This is a genomic window from Mesorhizobium sp. M1A.F.Ca.IN.020.03.2.1, from assembly GCF_004023205.1.
Taxonomy (GTDB): domain Bacteria; phylum Pseudomonadota; class Alphaproteobacteria; order Rhizobiales; family Rhizobiaceae; genus Mesorhizobium.
In genome coordinates, this window is the sequence record NZ_RZSV01000129.1 from 1 (window position 1) to 15,973 (window position 15,973).

General features: G+C 63.3%; 26 protein-coding genes and 2 pseudogenes. All 28 read right to left on the reverse strand.

The features are described 5' to 3' along the window. Positions 1 to 298 (reverse strand): AAA family ATPase (locus tag EOA79_RS19770; protein WP_128293191.1); only part of this gene is annotated, 298 nt, incomplete at its 3' end. A 44-nt stretch (positions 299 to 342) separates the two neighbouring features. Next, on the reverse strand, positions 343 to 1,836 hold the full coding sequence (locus tag EOA79_RS19775; RefSeq protein WP_095825450.1) for a DegQ family serine endoprotease: 1,494 nt from the start codon (positions 1,834 to 1,836) through the stop codon (positions 343 to 345). A 190-nt stretch (positions 1,837 to 2,026) separates the two neighbouring features. Then, positions 2,027 to 2,458 carry a 50S ribosomal protein L17 gene (rplQ, locus tag EOA79_RS19780; RefSeq protein ID WP_066989613.1) on the reverse strand — a complete coding sequence of 144 codons (432 nt, stop codon included), beginning with the start codon at positions 2,456 to 2,458 and terminating at the stop codon, positions 2,027 to 2,029. 104 nt (positions 2,459 to 2,562) lie between these two features. After that, complete coding sequence (locus tag EOA79_RS19785; protein WP_059188661.1) at positions 2,563 to 3,573, reverse strand: DNA-directed RNA polymerase subunit alpha; 1,011 nt, start codon at positions 3,571 to 3,573, stop codon at positions 2,563 to 2,565. Positions 3,574 to 3,672: 99 nt separating this feature from the next. Continuing rightward, complete coding sequence (gene rpsK, locus EOA79_RS19790; protein ID WP_006205444.1) at positions 3,673 to 4,062, reverse strand: 30S ribosomal protein S11; 390 nt, start codon at positions 4,060 to 4,062, stop codon at positions 3,673 to 3,675. A gap of 127 nt (positions 4,063 to 4,189) precedes the next feature. Further along, positions 4,190 to 4,558 (reverse strand): 30S ribosomal protein S13, encoded by a 369-nt coding sequence (gene rpsM / locus EOA79_RS19795; protein ID WP_027170351.1) that lies wholly within the window; start codon positions 4,556 to 4,558, stop codon positions 4,190 to 4,192. Between the two features lie 222 nt (positions 4,559 to 4,780). Further along, positions 4,781 to 5,370: pseudogene (locus EOA79_RS19800) on the reverse strand (adenylate kinase). After that, on the reverse strand, positions 5,367 to 6,707 hold the full coding sequence (gene secY, locus EOA79_RS19805; RefSeq protein ID WP_066989608.1) for a preprotein translocase subunit SecY: 1,341 nt from the start codon (positions 6,705 to 6,707) through the stop codon (positions 5,367 to 5,369). The pseudogene EOA79_RS19800 and the gene secY overlap by 4 nt, the downstream one beginning before the upstream one ends. Before the next feature lie 278 nt (positions 6,708 to 6,985). Next, a complete protein-coding gene (gene rplO, locus EOA79_RS19810; RefSeq protein WP_067321465.1) occupies positions 6,986 to 7,459 on the reverse strand; it encodes a 50S ribosomal protein L15 in 474 nt (157 codons plus the stop codon). A gap of 23 nt (positions 7,460 to 7,482) precedes the next feature. Further along, positions 7,483 to 7,680: a 50S ribosomal protein L30 gene (gene rpmD, locus EOA79_RS19815; RefSeq protein WP_027170355.1), complete on the reverse strand. Its 198-nt coding sequence runs from the start codon at positions 7,678 to 7,680 to the stop codon at positions 7,483 to 7,485. A 25-nt stretch (positions 7,681 to 7,705) separates the two neighbouring features. Beyond that, positions 7,706 to 8,275 carry a 30S ribosomal protein S5 gene (gene rpsE, locus EOA79_RS19820; RefSeq protein WP_027046810.1) on the reverse strand — a complete coding sequence of 190 codons (570 nt, stop codon included), beginning with the start codon at positions 8,273 to 8,275 and terminating at the stop codon, positions 7,706 to 7,708. A 128-nt stretch (positions 8,276 to 8,403) separates the two neighbouring features. Then, a complete protein-coding gene (gene rplR, locus EOA79_RS19825; protein ID WP_066989604.1) occupies positions 8,404 to 8,766 on the reverse strand; it encodes a 50S ribosomal protein L18 in 363 nt (120 codons plus the stop codon). Positions 8,767 to 8,854: 88 nt separating this feature from the next. Beyond that, a complete protein-coding gene (rplF, locus tag EOA79_RS19830; protein ID WP_067321468.1) occupies positions 8,855 to 9,388 on the reverse strand; it encodes a 50S ribosomal protein L6 in 534 nt (177 codons plus the stop codon). Between the two features lie 113 nt (positions 9,389 to 9,501). Continuing rightward, positions 9,502 to 9,900, reverse strand: coding sequence for a 30S ribosomal protein S8 (rpsH, locus tag EOA79_RS19835; RefSeq protein ID WP_066989600.1), 399 nt, complete (start codon positions 9,898 to 9,900; stop codon positions 9,502 to 9,504). A 12-nt stretch (positions 9,901 to 9,912) separates the two neighbouring features. Then, entirely contained in the window at positions 9,913 to 10,218 is a 306-nt protein-coding gene (gene rpsN, locus EOA79_RS19840) for a 30S ribosomal protein S14 (protein WP_059188495.1), read from the reverse strand. Positions 10,219 to 10,244: 26 nt separating this feature from the next. Beyond that, on the reverse strand, positions 10,245 to 10,823 hold the full coding sequence (gene rplE / locus EOA79_RS19845; RefSeq protein ID WP_095777622.1) for a 50S ribosomal protein L5: 579 nt from the start codon (positions 10,821 to 10,823) through the stop codon (positions 10,245 to 10,247). Continuing rightward, positions 10,816 to 11,130: a 50S ribosomal protein L24 gene (gene rplX, locus EOA79_RS19850; protein WP_059188493.1), complete on the reverse strand. Its 315-nt coding sequence runs from the start codon at positions 11,128 to 11,130 to the stop codon at positions 10,816 to 10,818. Before rplX ends, rplE begins: the two co-directional genes overlap by 8 nt. Positions 11,131 to 11,142: 12 nt before the next feature. Further along, positions 11,143 to 11,511 carry a 50S ribosomal protein L14 gene (gene rplN / locus EOA79_RS19855; RefSeq protein WP_006205457.1) on the reverse strand — a complete coding sequence of 123 codons (369 nt, stop codon included), beginning with the start codon at positions 11,509 to 11,511 and terminating at the stop codon, positions 11,143 to 11,145. A gap of 81 nt (positions 11,512 to 11,592) precedes the next feature. Beyond that, the gene (gene rpsQ / locus EOA79_RS19860) at positions 11,593 to 11,832 is read right to left on the reverse strand and encodes a 30S ribosomal protein S17 (RefSeq protein ID WP_040970380.1); all 240 of its coding nucleotides are present in this window, start codon (positions 11,830 to 11,832) and stop codon (positions 11,593 to 11,595) included. Between the two features lie 11 nt (positions 11,833 to 11,843). Then, the gene (gene rpmC / locus EOA79_RS19865) at positions 11,844 to 12,044 is read right to left on the reverse strand and encodes a 50S ribosomal protein L29 (RefSeq protein WP_040970379.1); all 201 of its coding nucleotides are present in this window, start codon (positions 12,042 to 12,044) and stop codon (positions 11,844 to 11,846) included. A gap of 12 nt (positions 12,045 to 12,056) precedes the next feature. Next, entirely contained in the window at positions 12,057 to 12,470 is a 414-nt protein-coding gene (gene rplP, locus EOA79_RS19870) for a 50S ribosomal protein L16 (protein WP_027170364.1), read from the reverse strand. Positions 12,471 to 12,497: 27 nt separating this feature from the next. Continuing rightward, positions 12,498 to 13,220 carry a 30S ribosomal protein S3 gene (gene rpsC / locus EOA79_RS19875; RefSeq protein ID WP_127334820.1) on the reverse strand — a complete coding sequence of 241 codons (723 nt, stop codon included), beginning with the start codon at positions 13,218 to 13,220 and terminating at the stop codon, positions 12,498 to 12,500. After that, positions 13,220 to 13,609 carry a 50S ribosomal protein L22 gene (rplV, locus tag EOA79_RS19880; protein WP_066989594.1) on the reverse strand — a complete coding sequence of 130 codons (390 nt, stop codon included), beginning with the start codon at positions 13,607 to 13,609 and terminating at the stop codon, positions 13,220 to 13,222. The genes rpsC and rplV overlap by 1 nt, the downstream gene beginning before the upstream one ends. A gap of 2 nt (positions 13,610 to 13,611) precedes the next feature. Further along, complete coding sequence (rpsS, locus tag EOA79_RS19885; protein WP_006205463.1) at positions 13,612 to 13,890, reverse strand: 30S ribosomal protein S19; 279 nt, start codon at positions 13,888 to 13,890, stop codon at positions 13,612 to 13,614. Between the two features lie 16 nt (positions 13,891 to 13,906). Beyond that, positions 13,907 to 14,740 carry a 50S ribosomal protein L2 gene (rplB, locus tag EOA79_RS19890; RefSeq protein WP_040970375.1) on the reverse strand — a complete coding sequence of 278 codons (834 nt, stop codon included), beginning with the start codon at positions 14,738 to 14,740 and terminating at the stop codon, positions 13,907 to 13,909. 22 nt (positions 14,741 to 14,762) lie between these two features. Next, positions 14,763 to 15,056 (reverse strand): 50S ribosomal protein L23, encoded by a 294-nt coding sequence (locus EOA79_RS19895; RefSeq protein ID WP_128293193.1) that lies wholly within the window; start codon positions 15,054 to 15,056, stop codon positions 14,763 to 14,765. Continuing rightward, positions 15,053 to 15,673 carry a 50S ribosomal protein L4 gene (gene rplD, locus EOA79_RS19900; protein ID WP_095825453.1) on the reverse strand — a complete coding sequence of 207 codons (621 nt, stop codon included), beginning with the start codon at positions 15,671 to 15,673 and terminating at the stop codon, positions 15,053 to 15,055. The genes EOA79_RS19895 and rplD overlap by 4 nt, the downstream gene beginning before the upstream one ends. Further along, positions 15,673 to 15,973 (reverse strand): annotated as a pseudogene (locus tag EOA79_RS19905) (50S ribosomal protein L3); the annotation flags it as partial. The pseudogene EOA79_RS19905 and the gene rplD, both read right to left, overlap by 1 nt.

The window sequence follows — 15,973 nt, forward strand, 5'->3', positions numbered from 1 at the left end:
CCTCGATCACTTCTTTCGGGGGGGGGACGCCGGAAACCCCCGCCGATATCTGCTCGAAGGCAAGGTGGGTTTCGCCGGCGAGCAACCGCGCCACCGTCGTCTTGCCGGTGCCGGGCGGGCCCCAGAAGATCATCGAGCCGAGCGTGCCGGAATTGATCAGCCGCGTCAGCGCGCCATCCGGGCCGGTCAAGTGCTCCTGGCCGACAACCTCGCCAAGGGTCTTCGGGCGCAACCGGTCAGCCAGCGGGCGGCCGGGCGGCGCCTTCTCCGGTTCATCGACGCTGAACAGATCGGCCATGCACTTTTATTTGGTTGGAACGCGGCCCCTTTTCCAGAGCCTGCTCAGTAACGCAACACCTGGCGCAGTATCTGCCCACCGCGCTCGACGGTAAACCGCCACCACCGCGTGTCCTGCTGCGCAATCTGTGCCAGCGTCGCCGCCTTATCGATGCTCGTGCCGTTCACTTCGCGCACGATGTCGCCCGGTTGGAAGCCGAAATCGGCGGCCGGTGAATCGCGGTTGATGTCGACCACGGTGACCCCCTTCATGTCGGTGCGCAGCCCGAGACGCTGGGCAAGGCGCGGCGAAAGCTCTGCCACCTTGGCGCCGGCGAAGGGGCTGCGGCCATGCAGCGTGACCTCGCTCGGCTTCGCGCCTTCGGGGGCGCGCTCCAGCGCAATCTCAAGCGTTGCCTGCTGGCCCTTGCTCAGCACTGCGAAGGTCGCCTTGGTACCGATCGACAGCGTCGCCATGCGGTAATCCAGCGCCTCGATGCTTTCGACCGGGGTGTTGTTGAGCGACAGCACGACGTCGCCGGGCTTGAGCCCCGCCTTGCCGGCCGGTCCGGCCCCATCGACCGACGAGACCAGCGCGCCTGTCGGCTTTTCCATGCCAAGAGATTCCGCGATCTGGGGTGTCACGGCTTCAAACTCGGCGCCGATATAGGGCCGCTCGAAGAAATCCAGGCCGGCTTTGGCGGCGTCGGCGAAAGCCCTGACCATGTTCGACGGAATGGCGAAACCGATACCGATCGAGCCGCCGCTGCGGCTATAGATAGCCGTGTTGATGCCGACCAGCTGGCCGCCCATGTTGATCAGCGCGCCGCCGGAATTGCCGGGATTGATGGCGGCATCGGTCTGGATGAAATAGCCGGAGTCGGAAACGCCGATATGGCTGCGGGCAAGCGCCGAAACGATCCCGCTGGTGGTCGTCTGGCCGACGCCGAAGGGATTGCCGATGGCGAGCACCAGGTCGCCGACCTCGAGCGCGTCGGAATCGCCGATGGCGATCACCGGGAACGGCTTGTCGGCGGAGATTTTGAGCACGGCAAGATCCAGTGTCTCGTCCTTCAGCATCACCTTGGATGTGAACTCGCGCCCGTCGGCCGTCGCGACCTTCACCTCGTCGGCATCCTTGATGACATGGTAGTTGGTGACGATCACGCCGCTCGGATCGACCAGCACGCCGGAACCGAGCGAAGACTGCGCGCGCGGCTGCGCGCGGCCGAAGAACTCCTCGAAGAAGGGATCGCCCTCGAATGGCGAGGTCACCTTTGCGGTCTGCGAGGCGTAGACGTTGACCACGGCCGGCGCCGTCTGCTTGACCAGCGGCGCAAACGAAAGCTGCACCTCCTCGCGGCCGAACGGCACGCGCTTGTCGGGCCCGGAAGTGGAGTTCTCGCCCTCGACGCCATGCAAGAGATCGGTCAGCACGTCGGAAAGGCCAGGGTCGGCCGGCTTGGCGGCATCTTCTGCGAATGCCTGTCTGACGCTAGGAGCCGCGGCGAAAGCGGCAAGCGTGCAAACCGCAATAAGAAACAGCCGTTTGAGGTGCATTCCGAATCCTCCAGATCAGGCGCCATTGTCCCGACGATTGTGCAGAATGAAAGGCTAATGCACGGAAATACGATGCTTGTCGCGCAAAAGCGTGAGAACGAGAACGAAAATCCGCTCGCCCTGCTCGCTGGCTTCAGAACGAAAAAGGGGCCCCGAAGGCCCCTTGAATTCATTCGCTGAAAACCTGGCCTTATGCGGCCGCGGCTTCCTCTTCGCCGCCTTCGGCCTCGAGACGCGCGCGGTCGGCGGCGCCCTTGGCCGAGGTGTCGCGGTCGACGAACTCGATGACCGCCATGGCGGCATTGTCGCCGTGGCGGAAGCCCGCCTTCATGATGCGCAGGTAGCCGCCGTTGCGGCTGGCGTAGCGCGGTGCGATGGTTTCGAACAGGCGCTTGACGACGCCTTCATTGCCGATCTGCGCGATCACCTGGCGGCGGGCGTGCAGGTCGCCGCGCTTGCCGAGCGTCACCAGCTTCTCGACGATCGGACGCAGGTCCTTCGCCTTCGGCAGGGTGGTGACGATCTGCTCGTGCTCGATCAGAGACACGGCGAGGTTGGCGAACATCGACTTGCGGTGGCTTACGCTGCGGGCGAAGCGACGGCCTTTGAAACCGTGGCGCATGGCTCTTTTCCTTCTTTAGTTGTTCAAGAGGCCACGGCCTCTGATGGTTTTCCGCATGACCGTCGGATCGAGCGGCTCGCGCCGCCGATCCTTGGAATTCATGCTCAATACTGATCCTCGTAACGCTTGGCGAGGTCTTCGATGTTTTCCGGCGGCCAGTCCGGCACTTCCATGCCGAGGTGCAGACCCATCGCCGCCAGCACTTCCTTGATCTCGTTCAGCGACTTGCGGCCGAAATTCGGAGTGCGCAGCATCTCGGCTTCGGTCTTCTGGATCAGGTCGCCGATATAGACGATGTTGTCGTTCTTCAGGCAGTTGGCCGAACGCACCGAAAGCTCGAGCTCGTCGACCTTCTTGAGCAGCGCCGGGTTGAAGGCGAGCTCGGTGACGGCCTCGGTGGCGACTTCCTTCTGCGGCTCGTCGAAGTTGACGAACAGGCTGAGCTGGTCCTGCAGGATGCGGGCCGCGAAAGCCACGGCGTCCTCGCCCGAGATCGAACCGTCGGTCTCGATGGTCATGGTCAGCTTGTCATAGTCGAGAACCTGACCCTCGCGGGTGTTCTCGACCTTGTAGGAGACCTTCTTGACCGGCGAGTAGAGGCTATCGACCGGGATCAAGCCGATCGGCGCGTCCTCGGCGCGGTTGCGCTCAGCCGGCACGTAGCCCTTGCCGGTGTCGACGGTGAATTCCATGCGGATCTCCGCGCCCTCGTCCAGCGTGCAGATCACGTGGTCGGGGTTGAGGATCTCGACGTCGCCGACGGTCTGGATGTCACCGGCAAGCACGGCGCCCGGGCCCTGCTTGCGCACGACCATGCGCTTGGGACCATCGCCTTCCATGCGGATGGCGATTTCCTTGATGTTGAGCACGATGTCGGTCACGTCCTCGCGCACGCCGGCGATGGACGAGAACTCATGCAGCACGCCGTCGATCTGCACGGCGGTGACGGCCGCACCGCGCAGCGAAGACAGAAGCACGCGCCGCAGCGCGTTGCCGAGCGTGAGGCCGAAGCCACGCTCGAGCGGCTCGGCCACAAGCGTGGTCAGCGTCTTCTTCTTCGACGAGAACTCGATCTTGTTCGGCTTGATCAGTTCCTGCCAGTTTTTCTGGATCATGGTGTCTTCCTTCCTTTGACCCGCCACCATCCAATCGTGGCGGGCAGCCTGGAATTGCCGCGGAGGAGCGCCTTGGCGCTCACGCGGCGTTCAAAAATATTAGACGCGGCGCTTCTTGCGCGGACGGCAGCCATTGTGCGGGATCGGCGTCACATCGCGAATCGAGGTGATGGTGAAGCCGGCCGCCTGAAGGGCGCGCAGCGCCGATTCACGGCCGGAGCCGGGTCCGCAGACCTCGACCTCGAGCATGCGCATGCCGTGTTCCTGGGCCTTCTTGGCGACGTCCTCGGCGGCCATCTGGGCGGCGAACGGGGTCGACTTGCGCGAACCCTTGAAGCCCTGGGCGCCGGCGGACGACCAGGCGATCGAATTGCCCTGCGCGTCGGTGATGGTGATCATCGTGTTGTTGAAGGTCGAATTGACGTGGGCAACGCCCGACGAGATGTTCTTGCGTTCGCGACGGCGAACACGAGCGGCTTCCTTGGCCATGGTACTCCTTTCAGTTGATCTCTACACCGCCGTAACGCCAGCGGCTCCACCTTTGCAGTGAATGGTGAATAGTGAAATGGTGAATGGTCAAAGCGCCATTCACCATTCACCACCAACCATTCACCAATTACTTCTTCTTGCCGGCGATCGCCTTGGCCGGGCCCTTGCGGGTGCGCGCATTGGTATGCGTGCGCTGGCCGCGGACCGGCAGCGAGCGGCGGTGACGCAGGCCGCGGTAGCAGCCGAGGTCCATCAGCCGCTTGATGTTCATCGAGACCTCGCGGCGCAGGTCGCCTTCGACCTGGTAGTCGCGGTCGATCGTCTCGCGGATCTGCAGCACTTCCGCGTCGGTCAGCTGGTTGACGCGGCGGTCCGCTGGGATGCCGACCTTGTCGACGATCTCCTGGGCAAACTTCTTGCCGATGCCGTGAATGTACTGAAGCGCAATGACGACGCGCTTGTTGGTCGGAATGTTGACGCCGGCTATACGAGCCATGTTCTTTCATCTCCATTTGGGCCGGCCACCTTCAAAAAGGCAGGCCCGGCGCTATCTAAGTTGCCCCGCGTCCGGTGGAGGCCGGCCCTTGCGGGAGTTTCCTGGTTCAAAACAGATGCCCTGCCCTTGCGGGCAAGCAAAGTCCATGCCTGATAGGAAGACGGGCCGCCATACCCCAATGGCTTCTTCCAGTCAAGCGCAATCTTTGCTTGTCGGAGCGGCCTAGCTCACCGCCGCCGTGAGCACCTTCTCGATCTCCGCGGTCACCGCGTCGATGCTGGCCATGCCGTCAACGCTCTTCAGCCTGCCTTTGGCATAGTAGTAGCCGGTCAGCGGCGCCGTCTTCTTGTAATATTCTCGCAGGCGCTCCTCGAACACCGCCGGGTTGTCGTCCTTGCGCACCGGCTGGCCGGCCGCCTTGGCATCCTCGGCCCGCTTGACGATGCGCCCGACCAGCGCCTTGTCGTCGACGACGAGCTCGATGACGCTGTCGAGCGCGATGTTGCGCTCGGCGAGCATGGCTTCGACGGCATCGGCCTGCACCAGCGTGCGCGGATAACCGTCGAGGATGAAGCCCCTGGCGCAGTCGGGCTGGTCGATCCGCTCGGCGACGATCGCATTGACGATCGCGTCCGACACCAGCTCGCCGGCATCCATCACCGCCTTGGCCCGCCTGCCGACTTCGGTTCCGGCCTGGACGGCGGCACGCAGCATGTCTCCCGTCGAAAGCTGGGTATGCCGTGTTTTTCTACCAGTCTCTGTGCTTGCGTCCCCTTGCCCGCTCCTGGCGGCCCAAGCAATATCAGCCTCATCTGCTCCTCTTACCCCCGCGCAACTTCGACTTCTTGATCAGGCCCTCATACTGGTGCGCGATCAGGTGACCCTGAATCTGCGCCACCGTGTCGAGCGTGACACTGACCACGATCAGAAGCGATGTGCCACCGAGATAGAAAGGTACGCCAGTCGCTGAAATCAGGAACTCAGGCAGCAGACACACCAGCACCAGGTAGATGGCGCCGATGACGGTGATACGCGTCAGAACATAGTCGATATATTCGGCGGTGCGCTCGCCCGGACGATAGCCCGGGATGAAGCCGGAATGCTTCTTGAGCTGGTCGGCCGTGTCCTTCGGGTTGAAGACGATCGCCGTGTAGAAGAAGGCGAAGAAAATGATCATCGCCGCATAGAACGCCATATAGAGCGGCTGGCCGTGGCCCAGCGCCGCAAGAACCGTGCTCGCCCAGGCAGGCAGGTTGGTGGTCTGCGAGAAGCCTGCAACCGTTGCCGGGAGAAGCAGCAGCGAGGAGGCGAAGATCGGCGGGATGACACCCGAGGTGTTGAGCTTCAGCGGCAGATGCGAGGTGTCGCCCTGGAACATGCGGTTGCCGACCTGCCGCTTCGGATACTGGATGAGCAGGCGGCGCTGGGCGCGCTCGAAGAAGACGATGACGCCGATGACGACGACGGCGAGCACGATGATCGCGAGAATCAGGCTAGTGGACAGCGCACCGGTGCGGCCGAGTTCCAGCGTGCCTGAAATGGCGTGCGGCAGACCGGCGACGATGCCCGAGAAGATGATCAGCGAAATGCCGTTGCCGATGCCGCGCGCGGTGATCTGCTCGCCGAGCCACATCAGGAACATGGTCCCGCCGACAAGCGTGACGACGGTCGAGATGCGGAAGAACATGCCGGGATCGGTGACGATACCGTTGCCGCCCTCCAGCCCGACCGAAATGCCGTAGGCCTGCACCAAGGCCAGCAGCACGGTGCCGTAGCGCGTGTACTGGTTGATGATCTTGCGGCCCTGCTCGCCTTCCTTCTTCAGCGCTTCCAGCGACGGGATGACCGAGGTCATCAGCTGCATGATGATGGAAGCGGAGATGTAGGGCATGATGCCGAGCGCGAAGATCGCCATGCGCTGCACGGCGCCGCCGGCAAACATGTTGAACATGCCGAGCACGCCCTTGCTCTGCGAGGAGAAGGCCTGCGCGAAAGCGTCGGGATTGATCCCGGGAAGCGGGATGTAGGTGCCGAGGCGGTAGACGAGCAGCGCGCCGACGGTGAACCAGATGCGCTTCTTCAGATCCTCGGCCTTGGCGAAGGCCGCAAAATTCAGATTGGAGGCTAGTTGTTCAGCAGCCGAAGCCATGCCTGATTTTCTCCGCTAGAGCATGATGCCGAAAAGTGTGAAGCGGTTTTCGGAAGACATCATCCTCTACTTCATTGATTATGCTCTACTTCATTGATTTCTATGTCGCGCTCGATGCCCGCAGCTCAGGCGGCGCGTGTCACCGAAGCTCACGAGATAAGCTCCGGACCGTCAACATGCAAGCGGCCGCGTTGACGCGGCCGCCTAATTGATCAGATCAAAGCGCGGACGGGCGGCAAAAATGAAATCATACCCGCCGGCCGCGCTTCAAATCGCCGTTACTCGGCGGCGGCCGCTTCCGGCAGCTTCACCGAACCGCCGGCCTTCTCGATCTTCTCGATCGCAGCTTTGGAGGCGCCGGCGACGTCGAAGCTGAGCTTGGCCTTGAGCTCGCCGTCGGAGAGCACGCGCACGCCGTCCTTGGCGCGGCGGATGACGCCGGCAGTGATCAGGGTCTCAGCCGTCACGGTCTCCTTCGCGTCGAGCTTCTTGGCATCGACGGCAGCCTGGATGCGAGCAAGCGACACGACGGTGAAGCTCTTGGCGAACAGGTTGTTGAAGCCGCGCTTCGGCAGGCGCCGGTAAAGCGGCATCTGGCCGCCCTCGAAGCCGTTGATGGCAACGCCCGAGCGTGCCTTCTGGCCCTTAACGCCGCGACCGGCGGTCTTGCCAGAGCCGGAGCCGATGCCGCGACCGAGGCGCTTCCTGGAGTGCGTGGCGCCGTCCTTGTCACGCAGATCGTTGAGTTTCATGTTTCTGTCTCCTGCGCTTCCGTTCAGGCCTCGTCCACAACGCGGACGAGGTGCTGGACGGCGGCGATCATGCCGCGCACCGAAGGGGTGTCTTCCAGCGTACGCCGCTTGTGCATCTTGTTGAGGCCGAGGCCGACCAGCGTCGCGCGCTGCTCCTTCGGCCGGCGGATCGGCGAACCGATCTGCTCGACGGTGATGGTCTTGGTAGCTTTCTTGGCCATGGTCGAAATCCCTGGTCAGCGTCGACTATTCTTCGGCCGCGACGGCGGTGCCGCGGCGGGCCTGAAGGGTCGAGTACTTGATGCCGCGCGCAGCGGCCACATCCTTCGGATGCATCTGGCTCTTCAGCGCGTCGAAGGTGGCGCGAACCATGTTGTATGGGTTCGACGAACCCATCGACTTGGCGACCACGTCGTGCATGCCGAGTGTCTCGAAGACGGCGCGCATCGGGCCGCCAGCGATGATGCCGGTACCCTGCTTGGCGGCGCGCAGCAGAACGCGTCCGGCGCCCCAGCGGCCCTCGACGTCGTGATGCAGCGTGCGGCCCGAACGCAGCGGCACGAAGATCATGTCGCGCTTGGCCGATTCGGTCGCCTTGCGGATCGCCTCCGGCACTTCGCGCGCCTTGCCGTGGCCGAAGCCGACGCGGCCCTTCTGGTCGCCGACGACGACAAGTGCGGCAAAGCCGAAGCGACGGCCGCCCTTCACCACCTTGGCGACGCGGTTGATGTGGACAAGCTTGTCCACCATGCCGTCGTCCCGCTCTTCGCGTTCACGCTCGCGGCCGCGGCCGCCTTCCCTACGTTCCTGTGCCATATCCTAGTCCTTGTTCTTTTCCGGAAGCACGGGTTGCTGTTTGCCGGCGCCTCTAGCGACCCACCGGCGGTGAATTTCTCCTTTGCATGATCCTGTCCGAAAAGTCTGCAACTTTTCGGGATCATGCATTAGAAGCTCAGACCGCCTTCGCGGGCAGCCTCGGCCAGCGCCTTGACGCGGCCGTGATAGATGTACGGGCCACGATCGAAGACGACTTCCTTGACGCCGGCCTTCGACGCGCGCTCGGCGATCAGCTTGCCGACCGCGGCAGCAGCGGCGCTGTCGGCGCCGGTCTTGAGCGAGCCCTTCAGCTCCTTCTCCAGGGTCGAGGCGGCGGCCAGCGTGTGGCCCTTGGCGTCGTCGATGACCTGGACGTAGATGTGCTTCGAGGTGCGATGCACCGAAAGCCGCGGCCGCTCGCCGGCGACCTTCTTGAGCTGGCGGCGCACGCGCTGCGCGCGGCGCTGGGTGGTTTCTTTGGGGCTAGCCATGATTCTGTTCCTTGCCTTCAGAAAACGGGGGCAACCGTGTGCGGTAGGCCAAGCCTCCCGCGGTCGCGCCCCGCGGCGATCAAAAGTCTTACTTCTTCTTGCCTTCCTTGCGGACAATCCGCTCGTCGGCATAGCGCACGCCCTTGCCCTTGTAGGGTTCGGGACCGCGATACTCGCGGATCTCGGCCGCGACCTGGCCGACCTGCTGCTTGTCGATGCCGGAGACCGTGATTTCGGTCGGCTTCGGCACGGAGATCGTGATGCCCTGCGGCGTCTCATAGACCACGTCGTGGCTGAAGCCGAGCGCCAGCTGCAGGTTCTTGCCCTGCATGGCGGCGCGATAGCCGACGCCGGTGATCTCGAGCTTCTTCTCGAAGCCGTCCTTGACGCCCTGCAGGATGTTGACGATCTGCGTGCGCGACATGCCCCACTTGGCGCGGGCGGTCTTGGTCTGGTCGCGCGGCTCGACCGAAATCTCGGCGCCTTCCATCTTGACCAGCACTTCGTCGTTGACCACGAACTTCAGCTCGCCCTTGGGGCCCTTCGCCGTCACGGTCTGGCCGTTGACGGTCGCGGAGACGCCCTGCGGCAGCGAAACGGGTTTCTTTCCGATACGAGACATTGTTGTCTCCTCTTTCCTTTACTGCTGTGAATGGTGAATGGTGGAATGGCGAACGGCGCGGTCAAAGTCCCGTGCAGCCTCACCATTCACTATTCACCATTGACCATTCACCCTTAGAAAATCTGGCAGAGGATCTCGCCGCCGACATTCTGCTCGCGCGCTTCGTGATCGGCCATGACGCCCTTCGGCGTCGAAAGGATGGCGATGCCGAGGCCGTTGGCGACATGCGGGATCGACTTGGCCGAGACATAGACGCGGCGGCCGGGCTTCGAGACGCGCTCGATTTCGCGCACGACCGGAGCGCCGTCGAAATACTTCAGCTCGATCTCGATTTCCGACTTGCCGTTCTCGAAGTCAGTCTGGCTGTAGTCGCGAATATAGCCTTCCGACTTCAGCACTTCGAGGACGCGGGCGCGCAGACGCGAGGCCGGGGTCGAGACGCTCGACTTCTTGCGGCCATAGGCGTTGCGGATGCGGGTCAGCATATCGCCGAGAGGATCGCTCAATGACATCTCAGTGTCTCCTTACCAGCTCGACTTGACCAGGCCCGGGATCTGGCCGTTGTTGCCCAGATCGCGAAGCGCGATACGCGAAAGCTTGAGCTTGCGATAGTAGGCGCGCGGACGCCCCGTCACTTCGCAGCGGTTGCGGATGCGGATCTTGGCCGAGTTGCGCGGCAGCGCCGAAAGCTTCAACTGGGCGCGGAAACGCTCTTCCATCGGCTTGGACTGGTCCATGACGATGTCCTTGAGCGCCTTGCGCTTGGCGGCGTACTGACCGGCAAGCTTGCGGCGCCGGTTGTTCTTCTCGACTGAGCTGGTCTTTGCCATTTCAGATTTTTCCTTTTTCGCTGCCGTTACTGGCGGAAGGGGAAGTTGAAGGCCTTGAGCAGCGCTCTGGCCTCGTCATCCGTCTTCGCCGTCGTACAAACGATGACGTCCATGCCCCAGACCTGATCAACCTTGTCGTAGTTGATCTCCGGGAACACGATGTGCTCCTTGATGCCCATGGCGTAGTTGCCACGGCCGTCAAAGCTCTTCGGGTTCAGTCCGCGGAAGTCGCGAACGCGCGGCAGCGCGATGTTCACGAGGCGGTCGAGGAACTCGTACATGCGTTCCTTGCGCAGCGTGACCTTGGCGCCGATCGGCATGTTCTCGCGCACCTTGAAGCCCGCGATCGAGTTGCGGGCGCGGGTGACGACAGCCTTCTGGCCGGCGATCAGCGCGAGGTCCTCGGCCGCGACCGAGGGCTTCTTGGAATCGCCGGTCGCTTCGCCGACACCCATGTTCAGCACGATCTTGTCGATGCGCGGAACCTGCATCTCGTTGTCGTAGCCGAACTGCTCCTGCAGCGCCTTGCGGATGGTCTCCTGATAGACCTTCTTGAGGCGCGGCTCGTTCTTGGCAGCTGCCTGCTTGGTTTCAGCCTTAGCCATTGATGACTTCTCCCGAACGCTTGGCGACGCGCACCTTCTTGCCGTCCTTCTGGATGGCGAAGCCGACGCGGGTCGGCTTGCCGTCCTTAGGGTCGGCTAGCGCGATGTTCGACAGGTGGATCGGCGCTTCCTTGGTGATGATCCCGCCCTCTTGGGACTGGGTCTGCTTCTGGTGACGGCGAATGAGGTTCACGCCGCGGACCAGCGCGGTGTCTTCCTTCGGCTGCACCGACAGGACTTCGCCCGAACGGCCCTTGTCCTTGCCGGCAAGCACGACGACCTTGTCGCCTTTTCTGATCTTTTGCATGGGTCCGGCTCCTTACAGCACTTCAGGCGCGAGCGAGATGATCTTCATGTGGTTCTTGGCGCGAAGCTCGCGCGGAACCGGCCCGAAGATACGTGTGCCGATCGGCTCTTTCTTGTTGTCGACGAGAACGGCCGCGTTCTTGTCGAAACGGATCACGCTGCCGTCCGGACGGCGGATGTCCTTGGCCGTGCGAACCACGACCGCCTTCATCACATCGCCCTTCTTAACGCGGCCGCGCGGGATGGCTTCCTTGATCGACACCACGATGATGTCGCCGACGGAGGCATACTTCCGCTTCGAACCGCCCAGCACCTTGATGCACATGACACGACGGGCGCCGGAATTGTCCGCGACGTCGAGGTTTGTTTGCATCTGAATCATGACTGGCCGCCTTCTTCTTTTCTAACGGGACGGGCTTTCACCCCTCCCCGGTCTGTCCAAAATTCGTTTCGTTCGCCCGGATCAAGCCTGATCCGCGGTGATGACGACCCAGCGCTTGTCCTTGGAGATCGGCTTCGATTCCTGGATGAACACCTGGTCGCCGACCTTGTGGGCGTTGTTCTCGTCATGCGCCTTGTACTTCTTGGTCAGGCGCACGGTCTTCTTCATCACGGGATGCGTGAAGCGCCGCTCGACCTTGACGACGACCGTCTTCTCGTTCTTGTCGCTGACCACGGTGCCCTGCAGGATGCGCTTTGGCATGGTTCTCGTCCTTAAGCCTTCTTGGCCGCGGCTTTTTCCGCGGCGATGGTCTTGATGCGCGCGATGTCCCTGCGGACCTGCTTCACGCGTGCGGTCTTCTCGAGCTGGCCGGTGGCCTTCTGGAAGCGCAGATTGAACTGCTCCTTCTTGAGGGCGGCCAGGTCGTCGGCCAGCTGATCCTGGGTCTTGGTCCGGATATCTTCGGCTTTCATGATCGCCTGTCCTTATTCTGCGATGCGCTGCACGAAGCGCGTCTTGACCGAGAGCTTGGCGGCGCCGAGACGCAGCGCCTCACGCGCGGTTTCTTCGCTGACGCCGTCGATCTCGAACATGATGCGGCCAGGCTTGACGCGCGCCGCCCAGTAGTCGACGGCGCCCTTGCCCTTACCCATGCGCACTTCGGTCGGCTTCGAGGTGACCGGCAGATCCGGGAACACCCGGATCCAGACGCGGCCGGCGCGCTTCATCTCGCGGGTGATCGCGCGGCGGGCCGCCTCGATCTCGCGCGCGGTGACGCGGTTCGGCTCAAGCGCCTTCAGCCCGAAACCGCCGAAATCCAGATTGGTGCCGCCCTTGGCGGTACCGTGGATACGGCCCTTGAACTGCTTGCGGAACTTTGTGCGCTTTGGCTGCAGCATCGTTCTAACTCCAAATTCTCAAATTTCTCAGGCGTTCTCGCGACGGCGACCGCGCTCACGCTCGCCGGTCTGACCGCCGTGATCGCCTTCCGTGGCGCGACGCTCCGACGCCATCGGGTCGTGCTCGAGGATCTCGCCCTTGAACACCCACACCTTGACGCCGCAGATGCCATACGCCGTGTTCGCCTCGGCCGTGCCGTAGTCGACATCGGCGCGCAGCGTATGCAGCGGCACGCGGCCTTCGCGGTACCACTCCATGCGCGCGATTTCGGCGCCGCCGAGACGGCCGGAGCAGTTGATGCGGATGCCTTCGGCACCAAGACGCATGGCCGACTGAACGGCGCGCTTCATGGCGCGACGGAACGCGATGCGGCGCTCGAGCTGCTGGGCGATCGACTGGGCGATCAGCGTGGCGTCGATTTCCGGCTTGCGCACTTCAACGATGTTGAGGTGCGTCTCGGACTTCGTCATCTCCATCAGCTTCCTGCGGAGCTTCTCGATGTCGGCGCCCTTCTTGCCGATGATCAGGCCCGGACGCGCGGCATGGATGGTGACGCGGCACTTCTTGTGCGGACGCTCGATCACGACCTTGGAGATCGCGGCCTGCTTGAGTTCCTTCTCAAGATACTTACGGATCTTGATGTCTTCATGCAGCAGCTCACCGTATTCGCCGGTGTTCGCGAACCAGCGCGAATCCCAGGTGCGGTTGATGCCGAGACGCAGCCCGATCGGATTGACTTTCTGGCCCATTATGCGGCCTCCCCTTTTTCCTCGACTTCACGAACGACGATCGTGAGGTGCGAGAACGGCTTTTCGATACGGCTGGCGCGACCACGGCCACGCGCGTGGAAACGCTTCATGACGATCGACTTGCCGACATAGGCTTCCGATACGATCAGTGCGTCGACATCGAGGTCGTGGTTGTTTTCCGCGTTGGCGATCGCCGACTCCAGCGTCTTCTTGACCGTGCCGGAAATCCGCTTGGCCGAGAATTCGAGGTCGGAAAGCGCTGTCGCGACCTTCTTGCCGCGGATCAGCGCGGCAACCAGGTTCAGCTTCTGCGGGCTGATACGGATGGTGCGCAGAACGGCGCGCGCCTCGTTGTCAGCAAGCCTGCGCGGAGCTTTGGCCTTGCCCATGATTATTTCCTCTTCGCCTTCTTATCCGCGCCATGACCGTAGTAGGTCCGGGTCGGAGCGAATTCACCGAACTTGTGGCCGACCATGTCCTCGTTCACCGAGACGGGAACGTGCTTCTGGCCGTTGTAGACACCGAAGGTGAAGCCGACGAACTGCGGCAGGATGGTGGAGCGACGGCTCCACATCTTGATCACCTCATTGCGACCGCCTTCACGAACCTTGTCCACCTTCTTGAGAAGGTAGCCGTCGATGAAGGGGCCTTTCCAAATCGAACGAGTCACTTGGCGTTACCTCTTCTTAGCTCTTGCGCTGATGGCGCGAGCGCACGATGAACTTGTCGGTCGCCTTGTTGGACCGCGTCTTCTTGCCCTTGGTCGGCTTGCCCCAGGGCGAAACCGGGTGACGGCCACCCGAGGTGCGGCCTTCGCCACCACCGTGCGGATGATCGACCGGGTTCATGGCCACGCCGCGATTGTGCGGGCGCTTGCCACGCCACACCGTGCGGCCGGCCTTGCCGTCGTTGATGTTGCCGTGATCGGGGTTCGACACGGCGCCGACGGTGGCCATGCAGGAGCCGTGCACGACGCGCTGCTCGCCCGAGTTGAGGCGCAGGATCGCCATGCCCTGGTCGCGGCCGACGAGCTGGGCGTAGCCGCCGGCCGAACGGGCGACCTGGCCGCCCTTGCCCGGCTTCAGCTCGATGTTGTGGACGATCGTGCCGACCGGCATCGAGGCCAGCGGCATCGCGTTGCCCGGCTTCACGTCGACCGCTTCGCCGGCCACGATCTTGTCGCCGGCGGCCAGACGCTGCGGCGCCAGGATGTAGGACAGCTCGCCGTCGTCATACTTGATCAGCGCGATGAAGGCGGTGCGGTTCGGATCGTATTCGATGCGCTCGACCGTGCCGACGACGTCGTACTTCTTACGCTTGAAGTCGATGATGCGGTACGAACGCTTGTGACCGCCGCCGATGAAGCGGGCCGTGATGCGGCCGTAGTTGTTGCGGCCGCCCGACTTGGTCAGGCCTTCGGTCAGGCCCTTGACGGGCTTGCCCTTGTAGAGGCCCGAGCGGTCGACGATGACCAGCTGACGGGTGCTCGGCGTTACCGGGTTGAATTTCTTGAGTGCCATTGTCCTGTCCTCGCGGCCTTGCTCAGAGACCCGTCGCGACGTCGATCGACTGGCCGTCGGCCAGCGTCACAACCGCCTTCTTGACGTCGCCCTGGCGGCCAACCGTGCCGCGGAAGCGCTTGATCTTGCCCTTGCGGACGAGCGTGTTCACGGCCGTAACCTTGACGCCGAAGAGAGCTTCCACGGCGGCCTTGATTTCCGGCTTCGACGCCTTCTTGGCGACATTGAAGACGACCTGGTTCTGCTCGGAAGCCATGGTCAACTTTTCGGTGATCGCCGGCGAGACGATCACGTCGTAGTGACGGAGGTCGGTCATTTGAAGCGCTCCTCGAGAGCCTCGACGGCGGCCTTCGAAAGGACCAGCGTGCCGCGGCGCAGAATGTCGTAGACGTTGATGCCCTGGATCGGCAGCACGTCGATGTTGGGAATGTTGGTCGCCGCCAGCTTGAAGTTCTGGTCAAGCTCGGCGCCGCCGATCACCAGGGCGTTGGTGAGCCCGAGCGTCTCGAGGCTCACTACCAGCGCCTTGGTCTTGGCTTCGGCGAGCTTCAGCTCGTCGACGATGATCAGCGAAGCGCTCTTGGCCTTGGCCGAGAGAGCGTGCTTCAAGCCCAGAGCTCGCACCTTCTTCGGCAGCTCGTGCTCGTGGCTGCGCACGACCGGGCCGTGCGCCTTGCCACCGCCGCGGAACTGCGGAGCGCGAGCCGAATGGTGACGGGCGCGGCCCGTACCCTTCTGCTTGTACATCTTGGCGCCGGTGCGCGCGATCTCGGCGCGGCCCTTGGCCTTGTGCGTGCCCTGCTGCTTCTTGGCCAGCTGCCAGCGCACGACGCGCTGCAGGATGTCCTCACGCGGGTCAAGGCCGAAGATCTCCTCGGAGAGCTTTACCTTGCCGGCGTCCTTGCCGCCGAGGGTTGTGATCTTGAGGTCCATTATTCCGCTCCCTCATTGGCCGGGGCATCGTTCTTGGCGGCAGCGGCACGGATCGCGGCTGGCTTCGGCGCGTTGGCCGGCAGCGCAACCTTGGCCGCGTCACGGACCAGGATCCAGGCGCCCTTCACCCCCGGGACGGCGCCGCGGATCAGGATCAGGCCGCGGTCGGCATCGGTCGAGACGACCTCGACATTCTGGGTGGTGACGCGAACGTCGCCCATGTGGCCGGCCATCTTCTTGCCCCTGAACACCTTGCCGGGGTCCTGGCGCTGTCCGGTCGAGCCGTGCGTGCGGTGCGAG